Source organism: Synechococcus sp. MIT S9507 (genome assembly GCF_047304715.1).
GTDB lineage: Bacteria > Cyanobacteriota > Cyanobacteriia > PCC-6307 > Cyanobiaceae > Synechococcus_C.
In genome coordinates this window covers 173,179-194,124 of sequence record NZ_CP138970.1, presented here as the reverse complement: position 1 = coordinate 194,124, position 20,946 = coordinate 173,179, and the positions used below count along the sequence as shown (strand labels likewise).

At 55.4% G+C, this 20,946-nt stretch carries 25 protein-coding genes; 12 read left to right on the top strand and 13 right to left on the bottom strand.

Going from position 1 to position 20,946, the window contains the following annotated elements:
- The first annotated feature begins 1 nt into the window (after position 1).
- From pgl to SIB83_RS01025, 3 genes are read left to right on the top strand one after another with little or no spacing between them, the layout of a single operon-like run.
- Complete coding sequence (gene pgl / locus SIB83_RS01035; RefSeq protein ID WP_413402998.1) at positions 2–718, top strand: 6-phosphogluconolactonase; 717 nt, start codon at positions 2–4, stop codon at positions 716–718.
- Entirely contained in the window at positions 715–1,287 is a 573-nt protein-coding gene (locus SIB83_RS01030) for a CIA30 family protein (protein WP_413402996.1), read from the top strand. The genes pgl and SIB83_RS01030 overlap by 4 nt, the downstream gene beginning before the upstream one ends.
- A 1-nt stretch (position 1,288) precedes the next feature.
- Entirely contained in the window at positions 1,289–1,651 is a 363-nt protein-coding gene (locus SIB83_RS01025) for a hypothetical protein (protein ID WP_413402994.1), read from the top strand.
- Here SIB83_RS01025 and ilvD read toward each other — a convergent pair whose 3' ends face one another.
- From ilvD to SIB83_RS01010, 3 genes are read right to left on the bottom strand one after another with little or no spacing between them, the layout of a single operon-like run.
- A complete protein-coding gene (gene ilvD, locus SIB83_RS01020; protein ID WP_413406458.1) occupies positions 1,652–3,322 on the bottom strand; it encodes a dihydroxy-acid dehydratase in 1,671 nt (556 codons plus the stop codon).
- Between the two features lie 52 nt (positions 3,323–3,374).
- Positions 3,375–3,671, bottom strand: coding sequence for a hypothetical protein (locus tag SIB83_RS01015; protein WP_413402992.1), 297 nt, complete (start codon positions 3,669–3,671; stop codon positions 3,375–3,377).
- Positions 3,672–3,695: 24 nt separating this feature from the next.
- Positions 3,696–4,313 carry a uracil phosphoribosyltransferase gene (locus SIB83_RS01010; protein ID WP_413746509.1) on the bottom strand — a complete coding sequence of 206 codons (618 nt, stop codon included), beginning with the start codon at positions 4,311–4,313 and terminating at the stop codon, positions 3,696–3,698.
- 138 nt (positions 4,314–4,451) lie between these two features.
- Between SIB83_RS01010 and SIB83_RS01005 the strand changes: the two genes are divergently transcribed.
- Together SIB83_RS01005 and cobW are read left to right on the top strand one after the other, a co-directional pair.
- Positions 4,452–4,931: a pentapeptide repeat-containing protein gene (locus SIB83_RS01005; RefSeq protein ID WP_413406456.1), complete on the top strand. Its 480-nt coding sequence runs from the start codon at positions 4,452–4,454 to the stop codon at positions 4,929–4,931.
- Complete coding sequence (gene cobW, locus SIB83_RS01000; protein ID WP_413746508.1) at positions 4,931–6,034, top strand: cobalamin biosynthesis protein CobW; 1,104 nt, start codon at positions 4,931–4,933, stop codon at positions 6,032–6,034. The genes SIB83_RS01005 and cobW overlap by 1 nt, the downstream gene beginning before the upstream one ends.
- Before the next feature lie 228 nt (positions 6,035–6,262).
- Here cobW and SIB83_RS00995 read toward each other — a convergent pair whose 3' ends face one another.
- Together SIB83_RS00995 and SIB83_RS00990 are read right to left on the bottom strand one after the other, a co-directional pair.
- The gene (locus tag SIB83_RS00995) at positions 6,263–6,871 is read right to left on the bottom strand and encodes a hypothetical protein (RefSeq protein WP_413746507.1); all 609 of its coding nucleotides are present in this window, start codon (positions 6,869–6,871) and stop codon (positions 6,263–6,265) included.
- Between the two features lie 69 nt (positions 6,872–6,940).
- A complete protein-coding gene (locus SIB83_RS00990) occupies positions 6,941–7,489 on the bottom strand; it encodes a methyltransferase family protein (protein WP_413402985.1) in 549 nt (182 codons plus the stop codon).
- A 74-nt stretch (positions 7,490–7,563) separates the two neighbouring features.
- Between SIB83_RS00990 and SIB83_RS00985 the strand changes: the two genes are divergently transcribed.
- Positions 7,564–8,268 carry an SDR family NAD(P)-dependent oxidoreductase gene (locus SIB83_RS00985; RefSeq protein WP_413746506.1) on the top strand — a complete coding sequence of 235 codons (705 nt, stop codon included), beginning with the start codon at positions 7,564–7,566 and terminating at the stop codon, positions 8,266–8,268.
- On the opposite strand, the gene SIB83_RS00980 is transcribed toward SIB83_RS00985, so the two are convergent.
- The gene (locus SIB83_RS00980) at positions 8,269–8,619 is read right to left on the bottom strand and encodes a hypothetical protein (RefSeq protein ID WP_413746505.1); all 351 of its coding nucleotides are present in this window, start codon (positions 8,617–8,619) and stop codon (positions 8,269–8,271) included.
- A gap of 100 nt (positions 8,620–8,719) precedes the next feature.
- On the opposite strand from SIB83_RS00980, the gene purS reads away from it, so the two are divergent.
- The 3 genes from purS to SIB83_RS00965 are packed head-to-tail and all read left to right on the top strand — an operon-like array spanning position 8,720 to position 10,605.
- Positions 8,720–8,974, top strand: coding sequence for a phosphoribosylformylglycinamidine synthase subunit PurS (purS, locus tag SIB83_RS00975; RefSeq protein WP_413402979.1), 255 nt, complete (start codon positions 8,720–8,722; stop codon positions 8,972–8,974).
- Entirely contained in the window at positions 8,971–9,624 is a 654-nt protein-coding gene (gene purQ / locus SIB83_RS00970) for a phosphoribosylformylglycinamidine synthase subunit PurQ (RefSeq protein ID WP_413746504.1), read from the top strand. Before purS ends, purQ begins: the two co-directional genes overlap by 4 nt.
- A 3-nt stretch (positions 9,625–9,627) precedes the next feature.
- Complete coding sequence (locus SIB83_RS00965) at positions 9,628–10,605, top strand: S66 peptidase family protein (protein WP_413746503.1); 978 nt, start codon at positions 9,628–9,630, stop codon at positions 10,603–10,605.
- Between the two features lie 241 nt (positions 10,606–10,846).
- Here SIB83_RS00965 and SIB83_RS00960 read toward each other — a convergent pair whose 3' ends face one another.
- The 7 genes from SIB83_RS00960 to accD form a co-directional block, all read right to left on the bottom strand.
- A complete protein-coding gene (locus tag SIB83_RS00960; protein WP_413746502.1) occupies positions 10,847–11,293 on the bottom strand; it encodes a TMEM175 family protein in 447 nt (148 codons plus the stop codon).
- 287 nt (positions 11,294–11,580) lie between these two features.
- Positions 11,581–12,654 carry a class II fructose-bisphosphate aldolase gene (gene fba / locus SIB83_RS00955; RefSeq protein WP_186537713.1) on the bottom strand — a complete coding sequence of 358 codons (1,074 nt, stop codon included), beginning with the start codon at positions 12,652–12,654 and terminating at the stop codon, positions 11,581–11,583.
- Between the two features lie 126 nt (positions 12,655–12,780).
- A complete protein-coding gene (locus tag SIB83_RS00950) occupies positions 12,781–13,848 on the bottom strand; it encodes a fructose-bisphosphate aldolase (protein WP_413402973.1) in 1,068 nt (355 codons plus the stop codon).
- A gap of 296 nt (positions 13,849–14,144) precedes the next feature.
- A complete protein-coding gene (locus SIB83_RS00945; protein WP_413402971.1) occupies positions 14,145–14,864 on the bottom strand; it encodes a histidine phosphatase family protein in 720 nt (239 codons plus the stop codon).
- 150 nt (positions 14,865–15,014) lie between these two features.
- Positions 15,015–16,094: a Gfo/Idh/MocA family protein gene (locus SIB83_RS00940; protein ID WP_413746501.1), complete on the bottom strand. Its 1,080-nt coding sequence runs from the start codon at positions 16,092–16,094 to the stop codon at positions 15,015–15,017.
- A gap of 32 nt (positions 16,095–16,126) precedes the next feature.
- Positions 16,127–16,522 (bottom strand): hypothetical protein, encoded by a 396-nt coding sequence (locus SIB83_RS00935; RefSeq protein ID WP_413402968.1) that lies wholly within the window; start codon positions 16,520–16,522, stop codon positions 16,127–16,129.
- On the bottom strand, positions 16,519–17,400 hold the full coding sequence (gene accD / locus SIB83_RS00930; RefSeq protein ID WP_413746500.1) for an acetyl-CoA carboxylase, carboxyltransferase subunit beta: 882 nt from the start codon (positions 17,398–17,400) through the stop codon (positions 16,519–16,521). Before accD ends, SIB83_RS00935 begins: the two co-directional genes overlap by 4 nt.
- A gap of 347 nt (positions 17,401–17,747) precedes the next feature.
- Between accD and SIB83_RS00925 the strand changes: the two genes are divergently transcribed.
- The 3 genes from SIB83_RS00925 (at position 17,748) to SIB83_RS00915 (ending at position 20,891) form a co-directional block, all read left to right on the top strand.
- Positions 17,748–19,448 carry a S8 family serine peptidase gene (locus SIB83_RS00925; RefSeq protein ID WP_413746499.1) on the top strand — a complete coding sequence of 567 codons (1,701 nt, stop codon included), beginning with the start codon at positions 17,748–17,750 and terminating at the stop codon, positions 19,446–19,448.
- A 45-nt stretch (positions 19,449–19,493) separates the two neighbouring features.
- Entirely contained in the window at positions 19,494–19,844 is a 351-nt protein-coding gene (locus SIB83_RS00920; RefSeq protein WP_413746498.1) for a hypothetical protein, read from the top strand.
- 495 nt (positions 19,845–20,339) lie between these two features.
- Entirely contained in the window at positions 20,340–20,891 is a 552-nt protein-coding gene (locus SIB83_RS00915) for a ferritin (protein WP_413746497.1), read from the top strand.
- Positions 20,892–20,946 lie beyond the last annotated feature (55 nt).

Sequence of the window (20,946 nt, the reverse complement as noted above, 5' to 3'; positions counted from 1 at the left end):
GATGAGTTCCTATCGCATCGAGCAGGTTCAATCGGCGGAGGTTCTTGCCCGGCGTGCCGCTGAGCACATCGGGGCCGCCATTGACCTGGCGCTTGATCAGAGGGATCGTGCACAGATTGCCTTGTCAGGCGGAACCACTCCTGCGCTGGCCTACACCTTGCTGGGCCAGGAACATCTCCCCTGGGACAGGGTTGACGTGTTTCTGGGTGACGAGCGATGGGTGGCCGCCGATGATGAATCGAGCAACGCGCGCATGCTGCGCAACACCCTGCTCAAAGCGGGCCAGCCGGGAGCCAGAGCCTGCTTCCATCCTGTTCCGACAGTGGAACTGTGTTCTCCGGAAGCCAGTGCTGATGCCTTTGCGGAACTTGTGGGCAGTGTTTGTGATGGCGAACCACCCGTGTTCGACTTCATGCTGCTTGGCCTTGGTGATGATGGCCATACGGCATCGCTATTCCCTGGCACAGAGGCGCCTGGCGTTCAGGATCGCTGGACAACGATCGGTCGCGGCAAGGGTCTTGAGCGGATCACACTCACGGCGCCGGTGCTCAGCGCCGCGCGTCAGGTGGTCTTTCTCGTGAGCGGAGAGGCCAAGCGTCAGGCGCTGTCGCGACTTGTGGCTGCCGCTGAATCGCCTCAGCGCACTCCTGCCAAGCTGGTGCAACCGAGTTCCGAGATTCTCGTGCTCGCCGATCAGGCTGCTTCTCAAGGGCTTTGACGACACCTCCCCACCAACCGCCTCCGGAAATTCGCGTGATCGCCTCAGGTGACTCCTTTCGAGACTGGGCCAGTCTGAACGACACGATCATGGGTGGATCCAGCAGCGCCGGTTGCAGGATGAGCGATCAAGGTCTTGTGCTTGAAGGTGAGGTGGTGAGTCAGGGGGGAGGCTTTGTCAGCTGCCGTTCGCCGGTGTTTCGACCTCCTCTCGACCTCAGCCCCTACAAAGGTTTGCGTCTGACGCTGGATGGGGAAGGACGAAGTTTCAAGTTTGCGGTGGCCTGCCGTGACGGAGTTTTCGGACTCACCGAGTTGATTCCGGGAGGATTGCGATGGGTGACGACGGTTGCCACTCAGTCAACGGGGACCACGGTCGTCGAACTTCCCTTTGAGCGTCTTCAGCCGGTGGTGCGCGCGAAGCCTGTCACTCTTCCGGTTCGATTTGATTCGTCTTGCATCACGCGTCTTCAGCTGCTGCATTCGCGATTCGGCGACGACGGCGAGCCGAACCCCGGCTACCGGGATGGTGCAATCAAGCTGCTGATTCGCTCGATTGAAGCGTTCTGAGATGAGCGCATGCTCCGCACTGGAGACGTTGATCGCTTCGGCGGCGGATCTCTGTTGCAAGCCTTTTCACCATGCCGTTCTGTCGGCCGAGGATGCAACGCTTGACGACTACCGCGGACGGATTGAATGTCGTGATGGAGATGGGAAGCGACTCGAAGAATTCGATCTCGAACTTGAGCTGTATCGCAGCGGCGCTGATCTGAATCTCACGCTTGCCTGGGCTGATCAACCACTGAGGCCAATCCTGTGGCACGGTCAGCACCCTGTCTGGATGGATGGTGAGACCGGCAAGCGCTGCTCTGCCCCAGCAGATGGAGCTGCTCTTGAAGCTCTCGCTCGACGTCTGAGGTCCCTGCTGGTTTGATCAGGGCTGATCGGTGACTGCCCCTCTGCTGCTGGAACTCACCAGACGGGCATATTTGCCCAGAATCCCGGTTCGGTAGCGGGGTGTGGGAGAGCTCCAGGCAGCGCGTCTGCGTTCCAGTTCGGCATCATCCACGTTGAGTTGAAGCAGCAGTTGATTGGCGTCAACAGTGATGCTGTCGCCCTCCTGCACCAGTCCGATGTTGCCGCCGACGGCGGCCTCGGGAGCAACATGCCCCACTACCAGTCCGTAGGAACCACCACTGAAGCGCCCGTCGGTGATCAAGGCCACTTTCTCGCCCAGCCCCTGCCCGACAATGGCTGCAGTGGGTGAAAGCATCTCGCGCATGCCCGGTCCGCCGACCGGCCCCTCGTAGCGGACGATCACGACATCTCCCGCCTTGATCCTGCGATCAAGAATGGCTTCAAGGCAGGTCTCTTCACTTTCAAAGACCCGTGCAGGGCCTGTCAGCACAGGTGATTTGACACCACTGATCTTGGCGACGCTTCCTTCAAGTGCCAGGTTGCCTTTGAGTATCGCCAGATGTCCCTTCTGATAGATGGGTTTGCTGATCGGACGGATCACATCCTGATCAGCAGGGGGTTCTGAAGGCACATCTTCGAGCAGCTGCTTCAGCGTCTTGCCTTCAATGGTCCGGCAGTCTCCATGCAGGAGCCCTGCATCCAACAGCAGTTTCATCACCTGCGGGATTCCACCCGCTCTGTGAAGGTCAACGGTGACGTAGCGACCACTCGGCTTCAGATCGCAGAAGACAGGAACCCTCTGTCGGATCTGCTCAAAGTCATCGATGTTCAGCTCGACTCCGGCTGTTCGTGCAATGGCCAGCAGATGCAGAACCGAGTTGGTCGAGCCCCCAACGGCCATGATCACGCTGATGGCGTTTTCAAACGCTTCCCTGGTGAGTAAGTCCAGGGGCCTGATGTTCGCTTTCACCGCTTTCACAAGCACTTCGGCGGACCGTGCGGCACTGTCGGCTTTCTCCGCATCCTCAGCCGCCATCGTGGAGCTGCAGGGGAGACTCAGGCCCATGGTTTCGATTGCGGCGCTCATCGTGTTGGCGGTGAACATGCCGCCGCAGCTTCCTGCTCCAGGACAGGCGTTTTTTTCAACTGCGATGAGCTCCTCCATGTCGATCTTGCCGTTCGTGAGCTGACCCACCGCTTCAAAAGCACTCACCACGGTGAGATCGCATCCACCGAGTTTTCCCGGTTTGATCGTGCCGCCGTAGACAAAGATCGCCGGAATGTTCATCCGGGCCATCGCCAGCATGGCGCCAGGCATGTTCTTGTCACATCCGCCCACGGCAAGAACGCCATCCATGCTTTGGCCGTTGCAAGCGGTTTCGATCGCATCAGCAATCACTTCACGACTCACGAGGGAATACTTCATCCCCTCTGTTCCCATGGAGATCCCATCACTGACGGTGATCGTTCCAAACATCTGAGGCATGCCTCCGGCCTGTCGCGCCGCCGCTTCAGCACGTTTCGACAGATCGTTCAGGCCCACATTGCAGGGCGTGATGGTGCTGTATCCGTTGGCAATGCCAATGATCGGCTTGCCGAAATCCTGGTCTCCAAACCCCACTGCTCTCAACATCGCCCTGTTAGGGGAGCGCTGGATCCCCTTGGTGACGGCATCGGAGCGGAGCATGGATTGTCTTGCGTTGCCGCGAATCACTTCGGTCAACCTACCGGCCGCTCTGTCACTGCCTGGAGCCAAGATCTTCAAGTTGACGGCGCACATCAGCAATTGCCGAATTCAGCTGTTCGACGCGGGCCTCCAGGTGGCTGTCGGTTTCAGGCTCAGGTCGATCACCGGCGCTGAAGGCTTCACTGCCGTCCTGCATGCGCGGGGCATAAAGCATCGAGCGCTGGTTGCGAAGACGACGACGGCGATCAGCCTCGGACAGAAGCCACCAGCCGAATCCTGCCGCACCCAGAACGGCGCCGCTGACAAGGGTGGTCAGAGTTCCTGATGCGGTGTCCTGGTGCCTCGCCATGGGCTTCCTTTGAATGTCCCCAGCTTAGTTCGGCTGCGCTGTTCTGATCCCCAGTCTTTGCAGGGGATCCCCGATGCCTGGAAGGATCCTGTCACGCTCATCCAGGTCAGCATCGATGCAGGCTGTGTGAATGCTGATCTCCGGGTAGCACTCTCCGATGCGTTTGAGTCCCGGGCTGGCGGTGAGTGCCGTGATCACGCGCAGCCTCGGCGGTTCAACCTTGAGCTGCTCCAGACGCCGAAGCAGTTCGATCAGTTCATCGCCATGACGGATCTGATCCAGCAGCAGCACCACTCCGGCCTTGGCTTCAATCGTTTCCGGCAGTCCTCCCAGGCAGAGCTCTGCGCTGGGCAGCACCTGGCGGGCCCCTTCCCAGAGGTGCAGTCCGCCGGGGATCATCGGAACCGCCAGCAGTGGAACGCCCGTTTCAATCACGGTTCCCTCCGCGCTGCCCAGTGGAGTTTTCACAACATCCCTGCGATGAGGCAACCAGTCACGCATCGCTTCGTAGCTGAGCCAGCGCCCCAGCTCCTCCATGGCTGTGCGGAACAAGGCCGGGGGTGTTCCTTCATGCCTCAGCACGGTCAGCCAGTGGGCAATCAGTGGGTGGGGCGGTACCACCACCCGGAGAGTCTTGGCCATGACGCGTGGCTTGGCAGTCGTCTGCCATATCGTGACCGCTCAAGTTACGGCAGCTGTTTCCGGGTAGCTGTTGAACGTTCGTACACCATGGCCTTGTCAGCTTTTTTCCTCTCTGTTTTCCGCTTCATCGTCGCGTCAATGGTTTGCGGCCTGCTCTCGCTGAGCGGATTGCTGATCGGTGTTGACGCTGCAGAGGCGATCACCGCCCCGGAGCTGCGTGGTCAGCGGGCCGTTCAGGAGATCAGCGCCGATATGCATGGGCGCGATCTCAAGGAAAAGGAGTTTCTCAAGGCCGATCTGCGAGAGGTGAATCTCAGCGAGACAGACTTGCGCGGTGCTGTGATCAATACTTCTCAACTGCAGGGCGCTGATCTGCGGGGTGCTGATCTTGAAGATGTCGTTGCCTTTTCAAGCCGCTTCGACGGAGCCGATCTTCGTGATGCCAATTTCACCAACGCGATGCTGATGCAGAGCCGCTTCAACGATGCTGAGATCGAGGGCACTGACTTCACGAATGCCGTGATTGATCTTCCACAACTCAAGGCTCTCTGTGGCAGAGCCAGCGGTGTCAACAGCCGCACCGGTCTCAGCACCCGTGATTCCCTGGGGTGTCGCTGATGCCTTCACGGCTACCTGTCACCGTGATCACCGGCTTTCTTGGGGCAGGGAAGACAACGCTGCTGCGTCATCTGCTCGTCAACAGCGGTCGTCGTCTGGCTGTGATGGTGAACGAATTCGGCTCGGTCGGGCTGGATGGGGATCTGATCCGCAGCTGTGGTTTCTGTCCGGAAGACGAGGTTGATGGCCGGTTGGTTGAGCTCAATAACGGTTGCTTGTGCTGCACGGTTCAGGATGACTTCCTGCCGACGATGGAGACCTTGCTCCAGCGCTCGGATCAGCTTGATGGAATCGTTGTCGAGACCAGCGGTCTGGCTCTGCCCAGGCCGCTGTTACAGGCTCTTGAGTGGCCAGCCATCCGTAAGAGGGTCCATGCGAATGGAGTGGTCACCGTTGTTGACGGAGAAGCTCTCAACGCCGGGAGCCCCGTTGGCGATCCCGCAGCCCTTGAACGTCAGCGTCAGGAAGATCCCAGTCTTGATCACCTCACTGCCATCGATGATCTGTTCAAAGATCAGCTTGAGGCGGCAGACCTGGTTCTGATCAGCCGCTCTGACCGACTCGATGCCGCAAGCACGGAGTCAGTTCGACAGAACCTTGCCGGTCGGGTCAGATCGGGAGCGGGCATCCTGGCGATCAGTCGCGGCGTTGTCGATCCAGAGCTTGTGCTGGGGATGGATCTTTCCAGACAGCCATTACCCGTTGACGATGTCCCCTCCCATCACAGCCACAGTCACGACAGCAATGGCCAAAATCACGGGGATCACCATCACCACGATCACACGCACGTTGAGGCTGTCAGCGGTCAGATCCAACTGGAGGGTTCGTTCGAGCGTGGGCAGCTCGAACAGCTGCTCAGCAGCTTTGTGATCGACAACGATGTGATCCGGCTCAAGGGACGGCTCTGGATTCAGGGAAAAACGCTCCCTCTTCAGATCCAGATGGTCGGTCCCCGGCTGGAGAGCTGGTTCGAGTCGGCTCCGACGGAGGCCTGGAAACCCAGCGAGGCAACTGGCCTTGAGTTGGTGGTGATCGGTTTGCAGAAGGACTCCACCCAGCAACTGGAAAGCCTTCTGCGTAACGACTGTCTGCAAACCGTCTGATCTGAAGCTCTGTGTTGCAAACACGGTTGCAGCTCTTTTCGGAGCTGGTTCAGCAAGAATCACTGCTGTCAGTGCAGTGGATCCTGAGGGTCACGACGTCAACAAAAAACAAGTGGCTTCCCTCAACAGCGACACTCAGAGCGTGAGTGGTGCGTCACTATTCAGGACTGTGACTCAGAGTCCTGAACAGCGGCAACTGTCGCTGCCGGGGTCTGTGTGACCAACCATTCAATTGAGAACCTCCAGTCGATCCGTGCCACTGCGCTCGATCAATTGAGCCAGTTCGAGCATGTCGGATCTGTTGACCAGGCCGATGCAGCCGAGGGTGCCGCTGTTGGCGTTCTGAAGTCCTGCGCTGGGATCCAGGTGGATCCCGAGCACGCGGCGGCCGGTGGTGAAGGTTGGCTCGATGCTGATCCACACAGGACCAAGCTCGGGGTAATCACCATCGATCAGGGGTTCGACGACCCCCACGCTGTAACGGCCGATGGGCAGGGGCGCCCGGCTGCCGAGCTGGTCACGATTGGCGTTCTGTCGGTTCGCCCGGCCACTGACGGCATCGAACCTTCGCAGCGGTTCACCTGGAATCTCAATCTTGAGGTCCCAGATGGGGTCTCCGGTCATCTGCAGTCGTCGATCGGTGCGTTCCAGAACGAGGGTGGGGACAGGATCTGGCTTTGGCGCTGCAGGTTCAAGCAATGCCATCAAGGACTGGCGTTTGAACGGTTTGACATCGGCCTTTGCCTCAGGCATCACCCAAGCGCCTGCCAAAACCGTGGCCAGGGTCAGACCAGAGAGCAGGCTGCTGAACAGAGGACGAGTTCTGGCGATTTGCATCCCGTTGGCAGAAAAACGTGCCTTTCCTAGAGGGGATGATTATTGCCTGATGAATGAATAAACGGTTGTTCAGCTGGCCTCGAGTCGGCGCCAGTCCAACCCCGGGCAATGGGCGACGATGGCCGCCGTCGTTTTCATGTAGTCCGCATAGGAGGGAAGCATTCGAAGCAGTGCGCGCTCCTCGCGTCGGGCCTTGCCTGTCAGCACAGAGACCAGAGCGAGAAACAGCAGAAGATGGAACAGGCTCGCCAAAGCGATCACCACTCCCAGAGAACAAACCAGAACCGCCCGATAGAGCGGATGGCGGCAGTGTGCGTAGACCCCGCTGGTGACCAGATCAGCTCCCGGTTTCGGATCCGGTAGCGGAGACAGGCTCGGCCCCAGTTTCAGAAATCCCTGGACAGCGAGAATCAGTCCGATGGCCAGGGTGATCAGGCCCACAACTTGAGCAGTATGAGGCCAGGCGATCCCGAAGAATCCTGGCTTTGGCCATGCAGGGATCAGATGACAGGTGATCAGGGCCAGCTGCGCCAGCAACCACCACTCACCGCGCCGGTTACTGAACCAGCCGCCCCAGCTCAGCCCCCAGCCTTTGAAAGCGGCTTTCCAATCGGTCACGGCGAGGTGGCTCCACTACTGCAAAGGCTGTCCCGTCGATGGGACCATGCTCCAATCCTGACCTCCCATGAACGATGAGAACCGTTGTGATCACAGGTTCCAACCGGGGGATTGGAGCTGCGGTGGCTCGCAGGCTGATCGATCAGGGGCATCAGCTCTGCCTGGCAGTGCGGGATCCCGAGGCCTTGCTGGGAACTGATCTGGATCCAGCGCAAGCTCCAGCCCGCCTCATGTCATGCCCCTATGACGCTCGCGTTCCTGAGAATGCTCAACGGGTTGTCGAGGCAACCCTGAACCGGTTTGGATCGCTGGACACGCTTATCCACTGCGCCGGAATCCTGCATCGCACGCCCCTGCTGTTCAGTGATGAGCAACGGTCTGAACCGGATGAACTCTGGAAGGTGAACGTGATGGGTCCCTGGTGGTTGACCCGAGCTGCCTGGCCAGCCCTCGTTGACTCTGGACGGGGTCGGATTCAGGTGCTGGTCTCGATGAGCGGCAAGAGGTCCAAAGGTTCGCTTGCTGGATATACCGCTTCCAAATTCGCATTGATGGGCCTTTGCCAGACCATGCGCAACGAGGGGTGGGAGAACGGCATTCGCGTGACCGCCGTCTGTCCCGGTTGGGTGAATACCCGGATGGCTGCAGGGGTCAAGACGATGCCTCCTGAGCAGATGACCCAGCCCGAGGATCTGGCCAGCCTCTGCGCGCATCTGCTCACGCTCCCATCGGCGGCACTCCCCTTTGAGTGCGCTGTTAATGCATCGCTTGAGCGCTGATCAATCCAGAGGGATCTCTCCTCGGGCACAAACGTCGTTCCAGCAGAGCGTTCGTTCCGCGATCCAACGGGCCTGAACGCCTGTCCAGTCGCCATTGTCATTCAGCTGCATCTTCATGTGGCCGCTGCCGTCATGGTTGAAGCGGACGACATGGTCTTCGAATGCCAGCTGCCAGCTGGAGCCTGGTTGATCGCTTTCGTACCGACAGTTCTGCCACTCCTGATGCTGTTGCCTGCATTCAACAGGCACGCTGACCGCTGGGCGCGCCTGCGCAGCCAGGCCGAGCCCAGCGGTCAGCAGCACACTGGCCTGGCTGATTGAGCGGATCAGTTGAGCCAGTGAATGGGGCACGTACTGGCCTGCGCAGCAAGGGTCTCCTTTCAACCTGCATTTCGTCGAACGAAAGCGGTCCCCTGGCCTGCCAATATTTAACAATTGCCTTTCGGAGCCCGTGCCGCGTTACCAAGCCCGCGTTCTGGTGCACCTGCGCCCATCGGTTCTCGATCCAGCCGGTGAGGCGGCCAGGGCTGCAGCGTCGCGCCTGGGTGTGGATGGTGTGGAACGCCTGCGCATCGGCAAGGCCGTGGAGCTGGAGCTTGAGGCCTCGGATGAGGCCGCAGCACGTCGAAGCCTTGAGCTGCTCAGTGATCGGCTGCTTGCCAATCCCGTGATCGAGAACTGGACTCTTGAGCTGACCCAGTCATGAGCATCGGGGTTGTCGTTTTTCCCGGATCGAACTGTGACCGTGATGTTCGCTGGGCGACCGAGGGCTGTCTGGGGATGCCCACGCGGTACCTCTGGCATGAGGAAAGGGATCTGAGCGGCCTGGACGCGATTGTTCTTCCAGGGGGATTCAGTTATGGGGACTATCTGCGCTGTGGTGCAATCGCCAGATTTGCGCCGGTCCTCGAATCACTGCTGAGTTTCGTTTCAGCCGGTGGGAGAGTTCTGGGCATCTGCAACGGCTTTCAGGTGTTGACGGAACTGGGACTGCTTCCAGGTGCACTGACCCGCAATCGAGATCTTCATTTCATTTGTGAGGACACTCCTCTTTCCGTGGTCAGCGGTCGTACGCCCTGGTTGTCTTCCTGCGGCGGTGGACGTCGGTTCTCATTGCCCATCGCCCACGGTGAGGGGCGTTATCAATGCAGTGACGACACGCTGAAGCAGCTCCAGGACGATGACGCCATTGCACTTCGGTACTGCAGCAATCCCAATGGATCCGTCTCCGATATCGCAGGCATCACCAATGCCTCGGGATCGGTGCTTGGTCTGATGCCTCACCCTGAGCGAGCCTGTGATCCACAGACTGGCGGCACTGCAGGTCGGGCCATCCTCGAAGCGCTGCTCTCCTGACCCATGCGTCGTCGTTCTCTTCTGGCGTTGTTCGCCAGCTCGGGAGTTGGTCTGTCACTATTCGGCAGCCTCGGTGGTCAGGCCAGATCGATGTCCAGACCGCGCCAACCGAGAGCAATCGCTCCACTCCGTCGGGGTTCACGGTTGAGAGCCATCAACCCTGGTACCTGGATTGACCCTGATACCGATTTCAGCCCTCTGAGCAAGCGTTGCGAAGAGCAGGGCTGGATTCTTGAAATTCCGGAGGACGTCAAAGGTCAGTGGCAATGGTTCTCGGCAACCGACGATCAGCGGCGCGCTTCGATCGAAGACGCCTGGAACGATCCCACCCTCGATGGTGTCTTCTATGTCGGGGGTGGCTGGGGCGCTGCGCGAGTACTGGAGTCCGGACTGAGATTTCCCAAGCGCCCGTTCTGGTCTCTTGGTTTCTCCGACAGCAGTGCCCTTCTGCTTGCACAGTGGCAGGCCGGTTTGCTGGGAGCCATTCACGGCTCTGCCTGGGGACTGGATGAACAGTGGCAACGCACGGTTGACCTGCTGAGCGGACGACCAACGCAACCGCTTCAAGGGCGAGGGGTACGCGGTCGCATGGCAAGGGGGCGTCTGGTGGTGACGAACCTCACGGTTGCAACACATCTGATCGGCACACCCTGGTTTCCTGATCTACGCGGATCCATTCTGGTGCTCGAGGATGTGGGCGAGGCGCCTTATCGAGTGGATCGCATGCTCACCCAGTGGCGCAGCGCTGGTCTGTTCAAGGGGTTGGCAGGAGTGGCCTGTGGTCGCTTCAGCTGGAAAGAAGACGATGTTCTTCCCGGCGATTTCTCCATGCCGGAAATCCTTGAAGAACGTCTCAGTGATCTCGGTGTACCTCTTCTGATGGATCTTCCTCTTGGTCATGGTCTGCCGAATTGGGCACTACCTCTTGGACGCGAAGCATTGCTCGATGCTTCATCAGGCCAGCTCACTCTGCAGGCCTAAAGAGTCTCGTTCAGCGCCTCTTGTGTGTCTCATGTCTTCAGTTTTTGCCTCTTCTTTTTCTCAAGAGCAAGTCCATTGGAATCATCCCAAGAGCCAGAAAGGGCACGAATTGAGGCAAAAATTCTGCGGCAAAACCAATCAATAGAAAAGCGGCAGCGAAGCTTGCGCCACGATAATTTTTGAGTCCTGAACCCTCACGGCCTTTGATGAGGACTGACTGCTCAAGCAGCTCGGGCTTCTCTCAGGCATGGATTGCGATGAGCCATCCAATGCCGCTAATCAATGCAAGAGTCCACCTGTAGAGAAGGCCAACCCCCTTGCTTGCATTCATTTGCCCATCATTCAAAGAACCATAGAGTGCTGTGGGCCAGGGAAGAAAAACAATTAATGCCATCCATAATGAATTTAGCCAGAAAATCGTTCCATCAAAAGTTCTCATCGAATTGAAGACCTGGTTGTGCTTAAGCCACAGCAGGGAAAGGATTAAGAAGCTCAGCCAAAATGCAAAAATCTGAGATGAGTTCTCGCCAATCAGTTGCCATATTGAGTCTTCTCCTGTCGATTTGATGTCAACTAGGGGTAGCAGTTGAAGGGTGATAGCAATCGCAACAACTGCATCAGTGAAGTTGATCAGTCGGTCGAATGACCGCCGCTGAACGGGCGAGATTGAATTCTGTTCGCCGTCCATTCGTGCTTGATCAAAGTATTCCTATGCTAGATCTCTCCTTGCTCTTTGCTCACCTCTTCGTGGGTGATTCGATCAGTTTGATGATTAAATCGAATGTTGTAAGTTTATTTGTTTGGATGCTGCTCTTTGAGATTGCTTTGTTCAATCAGTTTCTTGGGGCAGATGATGATTGATGGAGGTTTGATTCGCCATTGCACGAGTCGCCGCTGAATCTTTGAATTCTTCGAATAACCATAAAAAAAGGGGCCTGATGGCCCCTGTTCGGTGCATGTTGTGAGATCAGTTGATCAGACAGCAACAGCAGCTTTGGGATCCAGTGCGCCTTTGGCATAGAGGCCGGCGTAGTAGGTGATGCTCTGCTGTTGAATCTTGCTGGCGTTGCCAGCAGCCCAGAACTGCTGATAGCGGTCGAGACAGACCTGCTTCATGTATTTGCGAGCTGGCTTGTTGAAATGGCGGGGATCAAAATTGGCCGGATCAGCGATCGCCGCCTCACGCACTGCAGCAGTGAAGGCCAGGCGATTGTCGGTGTCGATGTTCACTTTGCGAACACCGTTGCGAATACCTTCCTGGATTTCCTCCACGGGAACCCCATAGGTTTCTGGAATTGAACCACCGTGCTTGTTGATCATCTCCAGCCACTCCTGGGGCACGGAAGAAGAACCGTGCATCACGAGGTGCGTGTTGGGGATCGCTTTATGAATCTCAGCGATTCGGCTGATCGCCAGCACTTCACCGGTGGGTTTTCGGGTGAATTTGTACGCGCCGTGGCTGGTGCCGATCGCGATGGCCAGCGCATCGCACTTGGTTTTGGCCACGAAATCGGCGGCTTCTGCAGGATCCGTCAGCAGCATGTCCTTCGACAGTTCACCCTCGAAACCATGGCCATCCTCAGCTTCGCCTTTCCCCGTTTCGAGTGAGCCCAGGCATCCCAGTTCTCCTTCGACGCTCACCCCGACTGAGTGGGCGAAATCAACAACCTGTTTGGTCACAGAGACGTTGTAGTCGTAGCTGGCAGGTGTCTTGGCGTCAGCTTCCAGCGATCCATCCATCATCACGGAGGTGAATCCGTTGATTGCCGCCGAATAGCAGGTGTCAGGAGCATTACCATGATCCTGGTGCATCACCACGGGAATGTGGGGATAAGTCTCGGTTGCGGCGAGGATCAGGTGACGCAGAAAAATTTCACCTGCATAGCTGCGCGCGCCACGGGAAGCCTGCAGGATGACCGGACTGTCGGTCTCGTCGGCCGCTTCCATGATTGCCTGCACCTGCTCAAGGTTGTTGACATTGAATGCAGGGATGCCGTAGCCGTTTTCGGCAGCATGGTCAAGCAGAAGCCGAAGCGGAACGAGCGCCATAGAGAAAGTCCAAAAAAAAGCCCTATCGGACTCAAAGGTCCGTAGGGCAGAGACTTTACTGAATGGTGTTCAATTTGTCACGCACTTTTGTTGCACAAGTGGCTTAGACGGGTGCGTGATGCCGGATCAGTAGGTGTAGCCGGCTACGAACAGTTGCTCGTCGGAGGATGGCTGGGAGCCGGCCACATAGCGGCCGAGTGAGGCTTCCGAGTTGGCCTGTGCCCTAGCCAGCAGAGCTTTCTGGCCAGCTTCCAGATTTGTGCCAGCCCATCCCTTCAGGCAGGAATGCTGCAGTGCTCTTCCGTAGGAGAAGCCAAGATTCCATTTCGCTTTGCGCTCGATGGTGTTCATGTTGTTGAGGTAGACCGAAGCGGCTTCTTCGCTCAGGCCACCTGAGAGGAACACAATGCCGGGAACGCTGGCGGGAACGCTGCGCTCGAGGGTGCGCACCGTCATGGCGGCAACTTTGGCCGGATCTGCTTTGTCAGAGCAATCTGCTCCCTGGACGGTCATCGATGGCTTGAGAAGAGTTCCCTCGAGCAGAACACCGTTGGCCTGACAGGCGTGATAAACCTCCTGGATCACGTGTTCCTGGATGCGAGCTGTGGTTTCAATGGTGTGATCACCATCCATCAGGATTTCAGGCTCAACGATCGGCACCAGGCCTGATTCCTGCACTGAGCGGGCGTAGCGAGCAAGCCCCCAGGCGTTTTCGCGCACGGACAGGGGGGAAGGACAGCCATCAGACGTGATCTGAAGAACAGCGCGCCATTTTGCGAAACGTGCTCCCTGGGCGTAGTAGTCGGCCGCACGTTCGATGAGCCCGTCAAGTCCGGTGCAAAGGGTTTCAACAGAGCCTGCGCCTGCAAGTGGGCGCAGGCCTTTGTCAACCTTGATTCCTGGGATGATGCCCAGCTTGCCCAGTTTGCTCACCATGGACTCGCCGTCAGCATGGTTCTGGAAAAGGGTCTCTTCGTAAAGAATGGCTCCGCTGATGAATTCTCCGAGCCCTGCGGTTGTGAAGAGCATCCCGCGATAAGCCTGACGATTGGCTTCGGTGTTCTCGACTCCGATGGAACCAAGGCGCTTGCCGATGGTTTTGGTGGATTCATCAACGGCAAGAATTCCCTTACCAGGAGAAGCAAGGGATTGCGCTGTTGCGATCAGCTCAGAGGAATAGTCAGACAGTGCCATTTGATTCTTCGGAATTGAAGGAGTCTCGGGGTCTTGAAGACAGCCTTATTTACGCCGTTTACACCTCTGAGTAGTATTTGTTACTTGTTTAACGTATTATTTGATTCGCAAGGGTGGCGATGGTTGCCTTGAAGCGTCAACTCGGTTAAGCGATTTTGGCAATCGAGGGTGGGTCGCACCTGGATTTCAATTTTTTGGCCAGGTTTCTGCCTGTTGATTTGTTCGGTCATAAAAAAGCTGGCTCCTGTTGGGAGCCAGCTTTGGTTCAATCAGAGTTTTAGTTGGGACCGACCGTGTCAGTTCTGTGCGAGTGATTGCCACTGATTGGGATTGATCTTGGCCACCAGATCAAACTTGCCATCACCAAGAGGCTTTGCGATGTATGCGACGCCCATTGGTGCCGGATAAATTCCATTCTCAGGAATGATTGGCATCGTCACACCCTGGAAGGGATCATCGTGTCCAACGAGAACGGTGTTTTTTCCGGTCTCAGGCAGGGCCGACATCAAGGGAGCGACGCGTGCTGCGTATTCCTTGTATTCCTCAGGAGTGCATTCAACGCAGGGCAGGAAGTTCAGATTTGAATTTTTGGTGTATCTGCCAAAAGCCAGATCAGCTGTGTTGTAAGCACGGCAGTAGTCACTTGAGATGACATCTCCAACGGGTATTCCTGCTGCCTTGATGCCTTCACCGATCACTTTGGCATCGGCTTTGCCTTCGTCGCTCAGGCGGCGCTGGGTGCTGCAATCGGAAAGATCCAGATCTGGACTGGCCTGATCACCCCAGTCCTTAACAGTCTTGGCGTGTCGGATGTAGATGACATGACCACCATCTCTCAAAGCGCTGACAAGGTCAGTGTCGTCGAGTTTGTTGACAAAGTTCTCACCGTTCTGTTCTCCGGAAAGAGTGGTGTCATTCTGCTCGTAAGCTTCAACCTGGCTGTTGCTTGCATCAGCCTGTTTTGACTGATCTTTGGATGAATCATCACTGACTGATCCTGAGGAGCAGGCTGCCATCAACAGGAGAGCAGCGAAACAGGTTGCTTTTTTAAGCATTGATCAAATGAATTTCTTTTATTAAAGCGATTTCATCGATCGATAACATTTTGTTGGTTACTCCCGACTGTTGCTGTTGATACGGCGATTCAAGGGGTTTTCCTTTAGCTCTCAGCAGGACGATAGTGATAGGTCGCAGGCGACCTGGCTGGCAAGACCTTCGGCGAGTCCAGGCACCATCGGGCGTCCGCTGCGAATGCTTTCAGCCCACCAGCTCTGCACACGGGCGACCGGGGCCACGCGTCCATCACTCCAGGTTGTCGGGAAGCGCAGATCCTCATCCGGCTGGACATTGCGAGGAGCTTCTCCATCTCGCTGCATGGTCAGTGAAAAGCCATGCACGTAATCCTTCTGATTTTCACTTCCGAGAACCAAACTACCTTCGGATCCATAGATCTCAATCCAGCAGCCACGACCATTTCGAGCAACTGAAGACAATGCCACCTGTGCGGGCACCGTCTCTCCCTGATGGCTGCTCAGGTTCACATTGATCAGGGCGATGTCTTCAGCGTCAACGGGCTGCATCAGCCCCGCGGTATCAGGTCGCTGATTAATCGCTGTGCACGTCACTGTCTGGGGCTCACCGACGGAACCGATCAGCCACGCCAATGTGTCGAAGGCGTGGGTCCCGAGTGCCCCGAGAACCCCTCCCCCCTGGTTGGCTTGTGAATACCAGTTCCAAGCTCGCTGCGGGTCGGCTCTGCTGCTCATCAGCCAGTCAAATTTCACGAGCCAGGGCTGTCCCACGGCACCTTGCTCCAGAAGGCGCGCGGTCTGCTGAAACAGAGGAACAGCTCTGTACTCGAAATCAACGGCAACGCTGAGCCCTCTGCTGATGGATTCGCGCTGCAAATCCGCCACCTGCTGAGCGTTGAGGGCCACAGGCTTTTCGAGCAGAAGGTGCTTTCCCGCTTTCAGAGCTTGCATCGCCAGCTCGTATCGGGGGGCCGGAGGTGTGGCGATGATCACTGCCTCGATCCTTGAATCATTGAGGAGCGAAGTCCAGGACGCGTGTCCCTTCAGCCCGGATTGGCTGCAGGCCTGGTCAAGACGCTCCTGACGGTGGTGCCAGAGAGCGACAGCTTCCAACCCGGGGACAGTCTCAAGAGCTGGAAGATGCACCGCCTCGCCAAAGCCGAGACCGGCGATGGCAACCCCAATCGGGTGATGAGCTGAAGGACTGGAGGTCATTGTGAACCGTGCAACAAATGGAGGTGAAACAGTCAGGTCAGCCCGGAACTGCAGACGGCGTTGATGACTTCCGTGATCAGATCATCCTTGGCGGGAGCTTCCCAGTCAGCTTTGAACCGCGGCAGTCCATTTTTCTGAGTGTCGCGGTACAGCGACTGATCGCAATCAATCTCCATCACCACAAGAGTTCCCAGAGCGGGTGAATCGTCTTCGGTTTTGAGGCTGTAGCGACTGAGAACCGACACATTTCCGCCCTTCGTTCTGCGGACGCTTCCTGCGTCCCACCATTGTTGACCTTCGCTGGTTGACGGCACTTCCCGCCAATCGACAGGACCAGCGAACACCGGTTGAGCCCCAAAGACCATCAGCAGTGCCAGCAGTGTTGATGCCAGCCATTGTTGAAGGGATTTCCTCAGACTTGATTTCATGCCTGGACCGTCACCTCAGGGCGACAGCCATGCAGATTTAAAAGCGTTGCCAATGTGGTCTTCAGCTGAGTTCTCGGCACGATTGTGTCAACGAATCCATGCTCCTGGAGGTATTCCGCTGTCTGGAAGTTATCGGGAAGTTTTTCCCGCAGGGTCTGTTCAATGACTCTCCGTCCGGCAAAGCCGATCAGAGCCTTCGGTTCGGCAAGAATCAAGTCGCCGAGCATGGCAAAGCTCGCCGTGACTCCTCCTGTCGTGGGGTGTGTCAGCAATGGCATGTAAAGAACACCTGCCTCTCGATGGCGTTCCAGGGCCCCGGAAATTTTGGCCATCTGCATGAGGCTGAGCATGCCTTCCTGCATGCGTGCACCCCCTGAGGCGCAGACGATCAGCAGGGGCAGGCGCTTGGTTGTAGCCACCTCAATCAGACGGGTGATTTTTTCACCCACCACTGAACCCATGGATCCACCCATGAAACGGAAATCCATCACTGCAAGAGCCATGGGGATCTCATCCACCCGACACAAACCTGTGATCACTCCATCGCGAAGCCCAGTGCTGGCTTGGGTTTCACGCAGTCGATCGGCATAGGCACGTCGGTCCTTGAACCCAAGTGGGTCGGTGGGAGTCAGGTCTTCATCCAGGGCTTCAAAGCTGCCTTCATCAGCAATGATCGCGATTCGTTCAGCGCTGAAGATGCGGTGGTGATAACTGCAGTTGCTGCAAACGCTTGCGTTGGCACGCAGATCTTTGCGGTAGACCACCTGGGAACATTCCGGACATTTGCTCCAGAGGCCATCTCCTTCCTCAGGCTCCTGTGCGACCTTGACCACGGACTGCCCCTTACGTCGATCAGCGAACCAGTCGAAAAGGCTCATATCTCTTCGGTGCTCAGGTCTGACCTGAGATCTTAATTGCTGCTAGTCAATCGACCAAAACAACAGCCCCCTGCAGGAACAGCGTCGGGTTCCATCTTGGAAGATGTACGTATCACAGAACCGTTACATCTTCAGTGAGCTGCCTGGACCCGCACAGTGGCTTTCATTAAATTTGTTGGCCCATTCCAGCATTGAACAAATGCTTGGCCGTTGATTCACTGCATTTTTGGATTCTGCAGTGTTGATTGTTTTTCAGGCTTTGAATTCATCTCTGAAAATTCTCAGATGAAAATATGCTCTTAACCCCTGGTGCACATTTTGAAAGCTGAGCCTCCAGAAATCGCTCCATGAACCTTGAGGGAATTCAGATTCAGCCAGGTGAAGTGAAAACATTCAGCACTTCATTTGTAGAGCTGCTGGCGGCTTATGCAAATGTCGAAGATCTCAAGGCAGCGATCAGGTTTTCAGTTCTTGATACAACAAATTTATATGTTACTTTGTCGAGTTTGCTAGCCGATTTTGATCTGTACATCGGCGAGATTAATCCAGATACTAACGGGCCATATTTTGATGTTAATGATGACATTTATACTGTTTACAACAGTTCTACAAATCCCGGTCTTGAGCCGGAGCTTGTTTTTGGTCGCTTGAATCCAGGTGATTACTGGCTGCAGATTGTTCCACGGGTTGGTGGAAACGAGGAATTGCTGGATGTCGAATTTGAATGGTCTTTGGATGGGCAAACCTTTGATGAAACCACGTTGTTAAGCAACGATGAATTTCTTCCTTTGCAATGGCATTTGTTTAATACAGGTATCGTTCGTAACTGGAGTGATATAGGTGGTCAATGGCTCTCTGCTCCCAATGTGGATATTGGTGCACCTGAGGCCTGGAATTTGGTATTCAATGCAGATATTCCGATAGCTATCATCGATTCGGGCGTTGATGTTACGCATCCAGATTTAATCAGTAATCTTTCGGTCAATCCTGGTGAAATTCCGGGAAATGGTGAAGATGATGTTAATAATGGATTCACCGACGATATTCATGGCTGGAATTCTGTAAATGATACCCCTGACATGATTGTTGATGCTCATGGCACGAATGTGGCAGGAATCAGTGGTGCTCAAGGAAATAATGGGATTGGTGTTTCAGGGGTCGCCTGGAACACTCAGTTGATGGTGCTTGATGTTTTTGGTGGTAATCAACGAACAGAGGAATCTGATGTTCAAGAAGCGCTTTATTACGCGATCGATCATGGTGCCAAGGTGATCAATATGTCATTGGGAGGGAACGAAAAAATAAGTCCACAGGATTTTCTAGCCCGTTCAGACTCTTTTGTTGAGCAATACAAAGCAGTGTTTGAATATGCTTATGAGCATGATTTATTCATTGCGATTGCTGCTGGTAATGAAGGCTCAGAATTTTCTGATCGGCGTCAATGGGATAACGTGGGTAACTTTGATCAATTCACGGTTGCGCCGGCTGTATTCAGCCAGCTGTTCGGCAATATTGCATCCGTAGGGTCTTCCAACGCTCAAAACTATCAGTCGAGTTACAGCAACTATGGGCAGTCGATTTCGATCAGTGCGCCGGGTGGTGATGGAGGCACTGTCGTGGTTGACCGCGACGAATTTGGGATACCTCGATATGCATCCACAGATCAGGCGCAAATTCTCAGCACTTTGCCTGTAGGGACTGGGGATGTGGGTGATGGAAATTATGGGTATTCCGTCGGCACATCAATGGCCTCACCGGTGATTGCAGGTATGGCGGGACTGATTCGTTCGCAGGATTCGTCCATTACTGCGACTGAAACACTGGCAATTTTAAGAGCTGGAGCTATTCAGAATCGACGTCTCAGATTTGGAGAGAATCAAAATTTTCAAGCTAATCTTTATCGATCTTTGCTGCTTGCACAGGGCTGGCAGGGGCCGGACACGCTCACAGGTATTGGTCAGGATATTGCTCCTGTACTCAATCTTTCATCATTCACGACAGCGCAGCGTCTGACAGGTACGCTCGACTGGAGTGGGCAAACTCCCTAGGATCCTGTTATTGGTTTTTATCAGGTTCTTGATCTAGAAGGCACCGTGCTTGATGCGCTGGGTAATCCTGTTAAGCCAGGAGATGCTAATTATCAATCCGTTGCGCTTGGTGCTGGAAATGTTGTAGATCAACTTGACGGCATTGGTTTAGATGCGAACACTTCAAACTCAATTGACTATGTATTAAGTGGTTCCATAAATGGGGTCTATCTAGCGCCTTATGCGGTGCTGGAGGGCAGTACCTGGTTCGCCTGGGACCAGGCTAACAGTGATGGGCTTGATCATTTCAAGGTGCTTGACGAGAATCAATTTGGATTTCTTGCAGCATTAGAATCAGGCGATAATGACAGCTTCACCGATGTGGTGATGACATTCTCCAGTTCGCAAATTCTTTAAAGACTTCACTTGCACGACTTGGCTTTTTGGGTCAGTTTTGTTCGACCAATGCCATTCATTTTGACAAGGATTGAATTGCTCTTCTGATCGTGCGATGTTCTGTTGGTTGACTCGTTTTGAAGCTGGTGCTTGAGCGGATGATTTGGTTTTAATTGCATATGTACACCCTCTCTCGCCCTGCTTGATTCTGCCCTCCTGTTATCAGTGGTCGCTCAGATGGGTTCATTTTGTATTGTCTCCCCCTCGCTAATAACCACCGGGCCAGATGGAGTCCAGTACTTGTTCATTCTGGTGAAGGTGACGATGATGTGTTTTTGCTGCCCTTGAAAATATTTTTCTGATTCTTTTCAGTCGTGGCATTGCATGCGAGTTGAGACGTCGCTTTGACAGCACGTAACATTTGTCACCCCTGCATTGGGTTTTGCTCGGTTTTAATCTTTGCTTCCTGGCTTGACTGCAACTACATGCCTATAAAAAATTATCAGCTTTTTTTTCATGGCATCGCATACCTCCGCAATCAATGATCATCTCGCGCTTGAGTTTCAGGCCAGTCATACATATCTGGCGATGTCAATCTGGCTGCGTGAGCGAGATCTGATTGGATTCTCCAGCTACATGCTGAACAAAAGCACTGAAGAGCGAGGCCATGCTTCAAGGTTTATTTCTTATCTTGTGGACAGCGAAAGTGAAGTGCAGCTACCCACAATCAATTCACCTGAAAGGGAGTGGCAATCCGTTAAAGCCCTCTTCGACAAGGTGTACGAGATGGAGAAAACAGTCACCAAGTCGATCAGCAATATTTACGCACTTTGCGAAAAGGAGAATGACAGAGCTGCTACTGCCATGCTCGATTGGTTTGTAGGCGAGCAGTTGCAGGAAGAAGCAGAAGCCCGATTTGTTCTGAAGCGTTTGCGTCTTGCGGACACCAGTTCCGCAGCACTGATTCTGCTTGATCAGCAGTTTCTTGACGGAACGTTGTTGGCCAATGTCAAAGCAGGAGGAGCCTTTGACATCGCTGGTGCCGGCGGAGGCGGTGCTGCTGCCTGATCGTCTGCAGTCTTGTTTGCTTGGTTCGTTGATTGAACTCTTTTGAAGCTCGTTG

Excerpts from the sequence above, each read along its gene's own strand:
- pgl (WP_413402998.1), top strand. The coding sequence starts at position 2 with ATGAGTTCCTATCGCATCGAGCAGGTTCAATCGGCGGAGGTTCTTGCC.
- SIB83_RS01025 (WP_413402994.1), top strand. The coding sequence starts at position 1,289 with ATGAGCGCATGCTCCGCACTGGAGACGTTGATCGCTTCGGCGGCGGAT.
- ilvD (WP_413406458.1), bottom strand. The coding sequence starts at position 3,322 with ATGCTCCGCTCCGATGCCGTCACCAAGGGGATCCAGCGCTCCCCTAAC.
- SIB83_RS01015 (WP_413402992.1), bottom strand. The coding sequence starts at position 3,671 with ATGGCGAGGCACCAGGACACCGCATCAGGAACTCTGACCACCCTTGTC.
- SIB83_RS01010 (WP_413746509.1), bottom strand. The coding sequence starts at position 4,313 with ATGGCCAAGACTCTCCGGGTGGTGGTACCGCCCCACCCACTGATTGCC.
- SIB83_RS01005 (WP_413406456.1), top strand. The coding sequence starts at position 4,452 with ATGGTTTGCGGCCTGCTCTCGCTGAGCGGATTGCTGATCGGTGTTGAC.
- cobW (WP_413746508.1), top strand. The coding sequence starts at position 4,931 with ATGCCTTCACGGCTACCTGTCACCGTGATCACCGGCTTTCTTGGGGCA.
- SIB83_RS00995 (WP_413746507.1), bottom strand. The coding sequence starts at position 6,871 with ATGCAAATCGCCAGAACTCGTCCTCTGTTCAGCAGCCTGCTCTCTGGT.
- SIB83_RS00985 (WP_413746506.1), top strand. The coding sequence starts at position 7,564 with ATGAGAACCGTTGTGATCACAGGTTCCAACCGGGGGATTGGAGCTGCG.
- purQ (WP_413746504.1), top strand. The coding sequence starts at position 8,971 with ATGAGCATCGGGGTTGTCGTTTTTCCCGGATCGAACTGTGACCGTGAT.
- SIB83_RS00965 (WP_413746503.1), top strand. The coding sequence starts at position 9,628 with ATGCGTCGTCGTTCTCTTCTGGCGTTGTTCGCCAGCTCGGGAGTTGGT.
- SIB83_RS00960 (WP_413746502.1), bottom strand. The coding sequence starts at position 11,293 with ATGGACGGCGAACAGAATTCAATCTCGCCCGTTCAGCGGCGGTCATTC.
- fba (WP_186537713.1), bottom strand. The coding sequence starts at position 12,654 with ATGGCGCTCGTTCCGCTTCGGCTTCTGCTTGACCATGCTGCCGAAAAC.
- SIB83_RS00950 (WP_413402973.1), bottom strand. The coding sequence starts at position 13,848 with ATGGCACTGTCTGACTATTCCTCTGAGCTGATCGCAACAGCGCAATCC.
- SIB83_RS00945 (WP_413402971.1), bottom strand. The coding sequence starts at position 14,864 with ATGGCAGCCTGCTCCTCAGGATCAGTCAGTGATGATTCATCCAAAGAT.
- SIB83_RS00940 (WP_413746501.1), bottom strand. The coding sequence starts at position 16,094 with ATGACCTCCAGTCCTTCAGCTCATCACCCGATTGGGGTTGCCATCGCC.
- SIB83_RS00935 (WP_413402968.1), bottom strand. The coding sequence starts at position 16,522 with ATGAAATCAAGTCTGAGGAAATCCCTTCAACAATGGCTGGCATCAACA.
- accD (WP_413746500.1), bottom strand. The coding sequence starts at position 17,400 with ATGAGCCTTTTCGACTGGTTCGCTGATCGACGTAAGGGGCAGTCCGTG.
- SIB83_RS00925 (WP_413746499.1), top strand. The coding sequence starts at position 17,748 with ATGAACCTTGAGGGAATTCAGATTCAGCCAGGTGAAGTGAAAACATTC.
- SIB83_RS00915 (WP_413746497.1), top strand. The coding sequence starts at position 20,340 with ATGGCATCGCATACCTCCGCAATCAATGATCATCTCGCGCTTGAGTTT.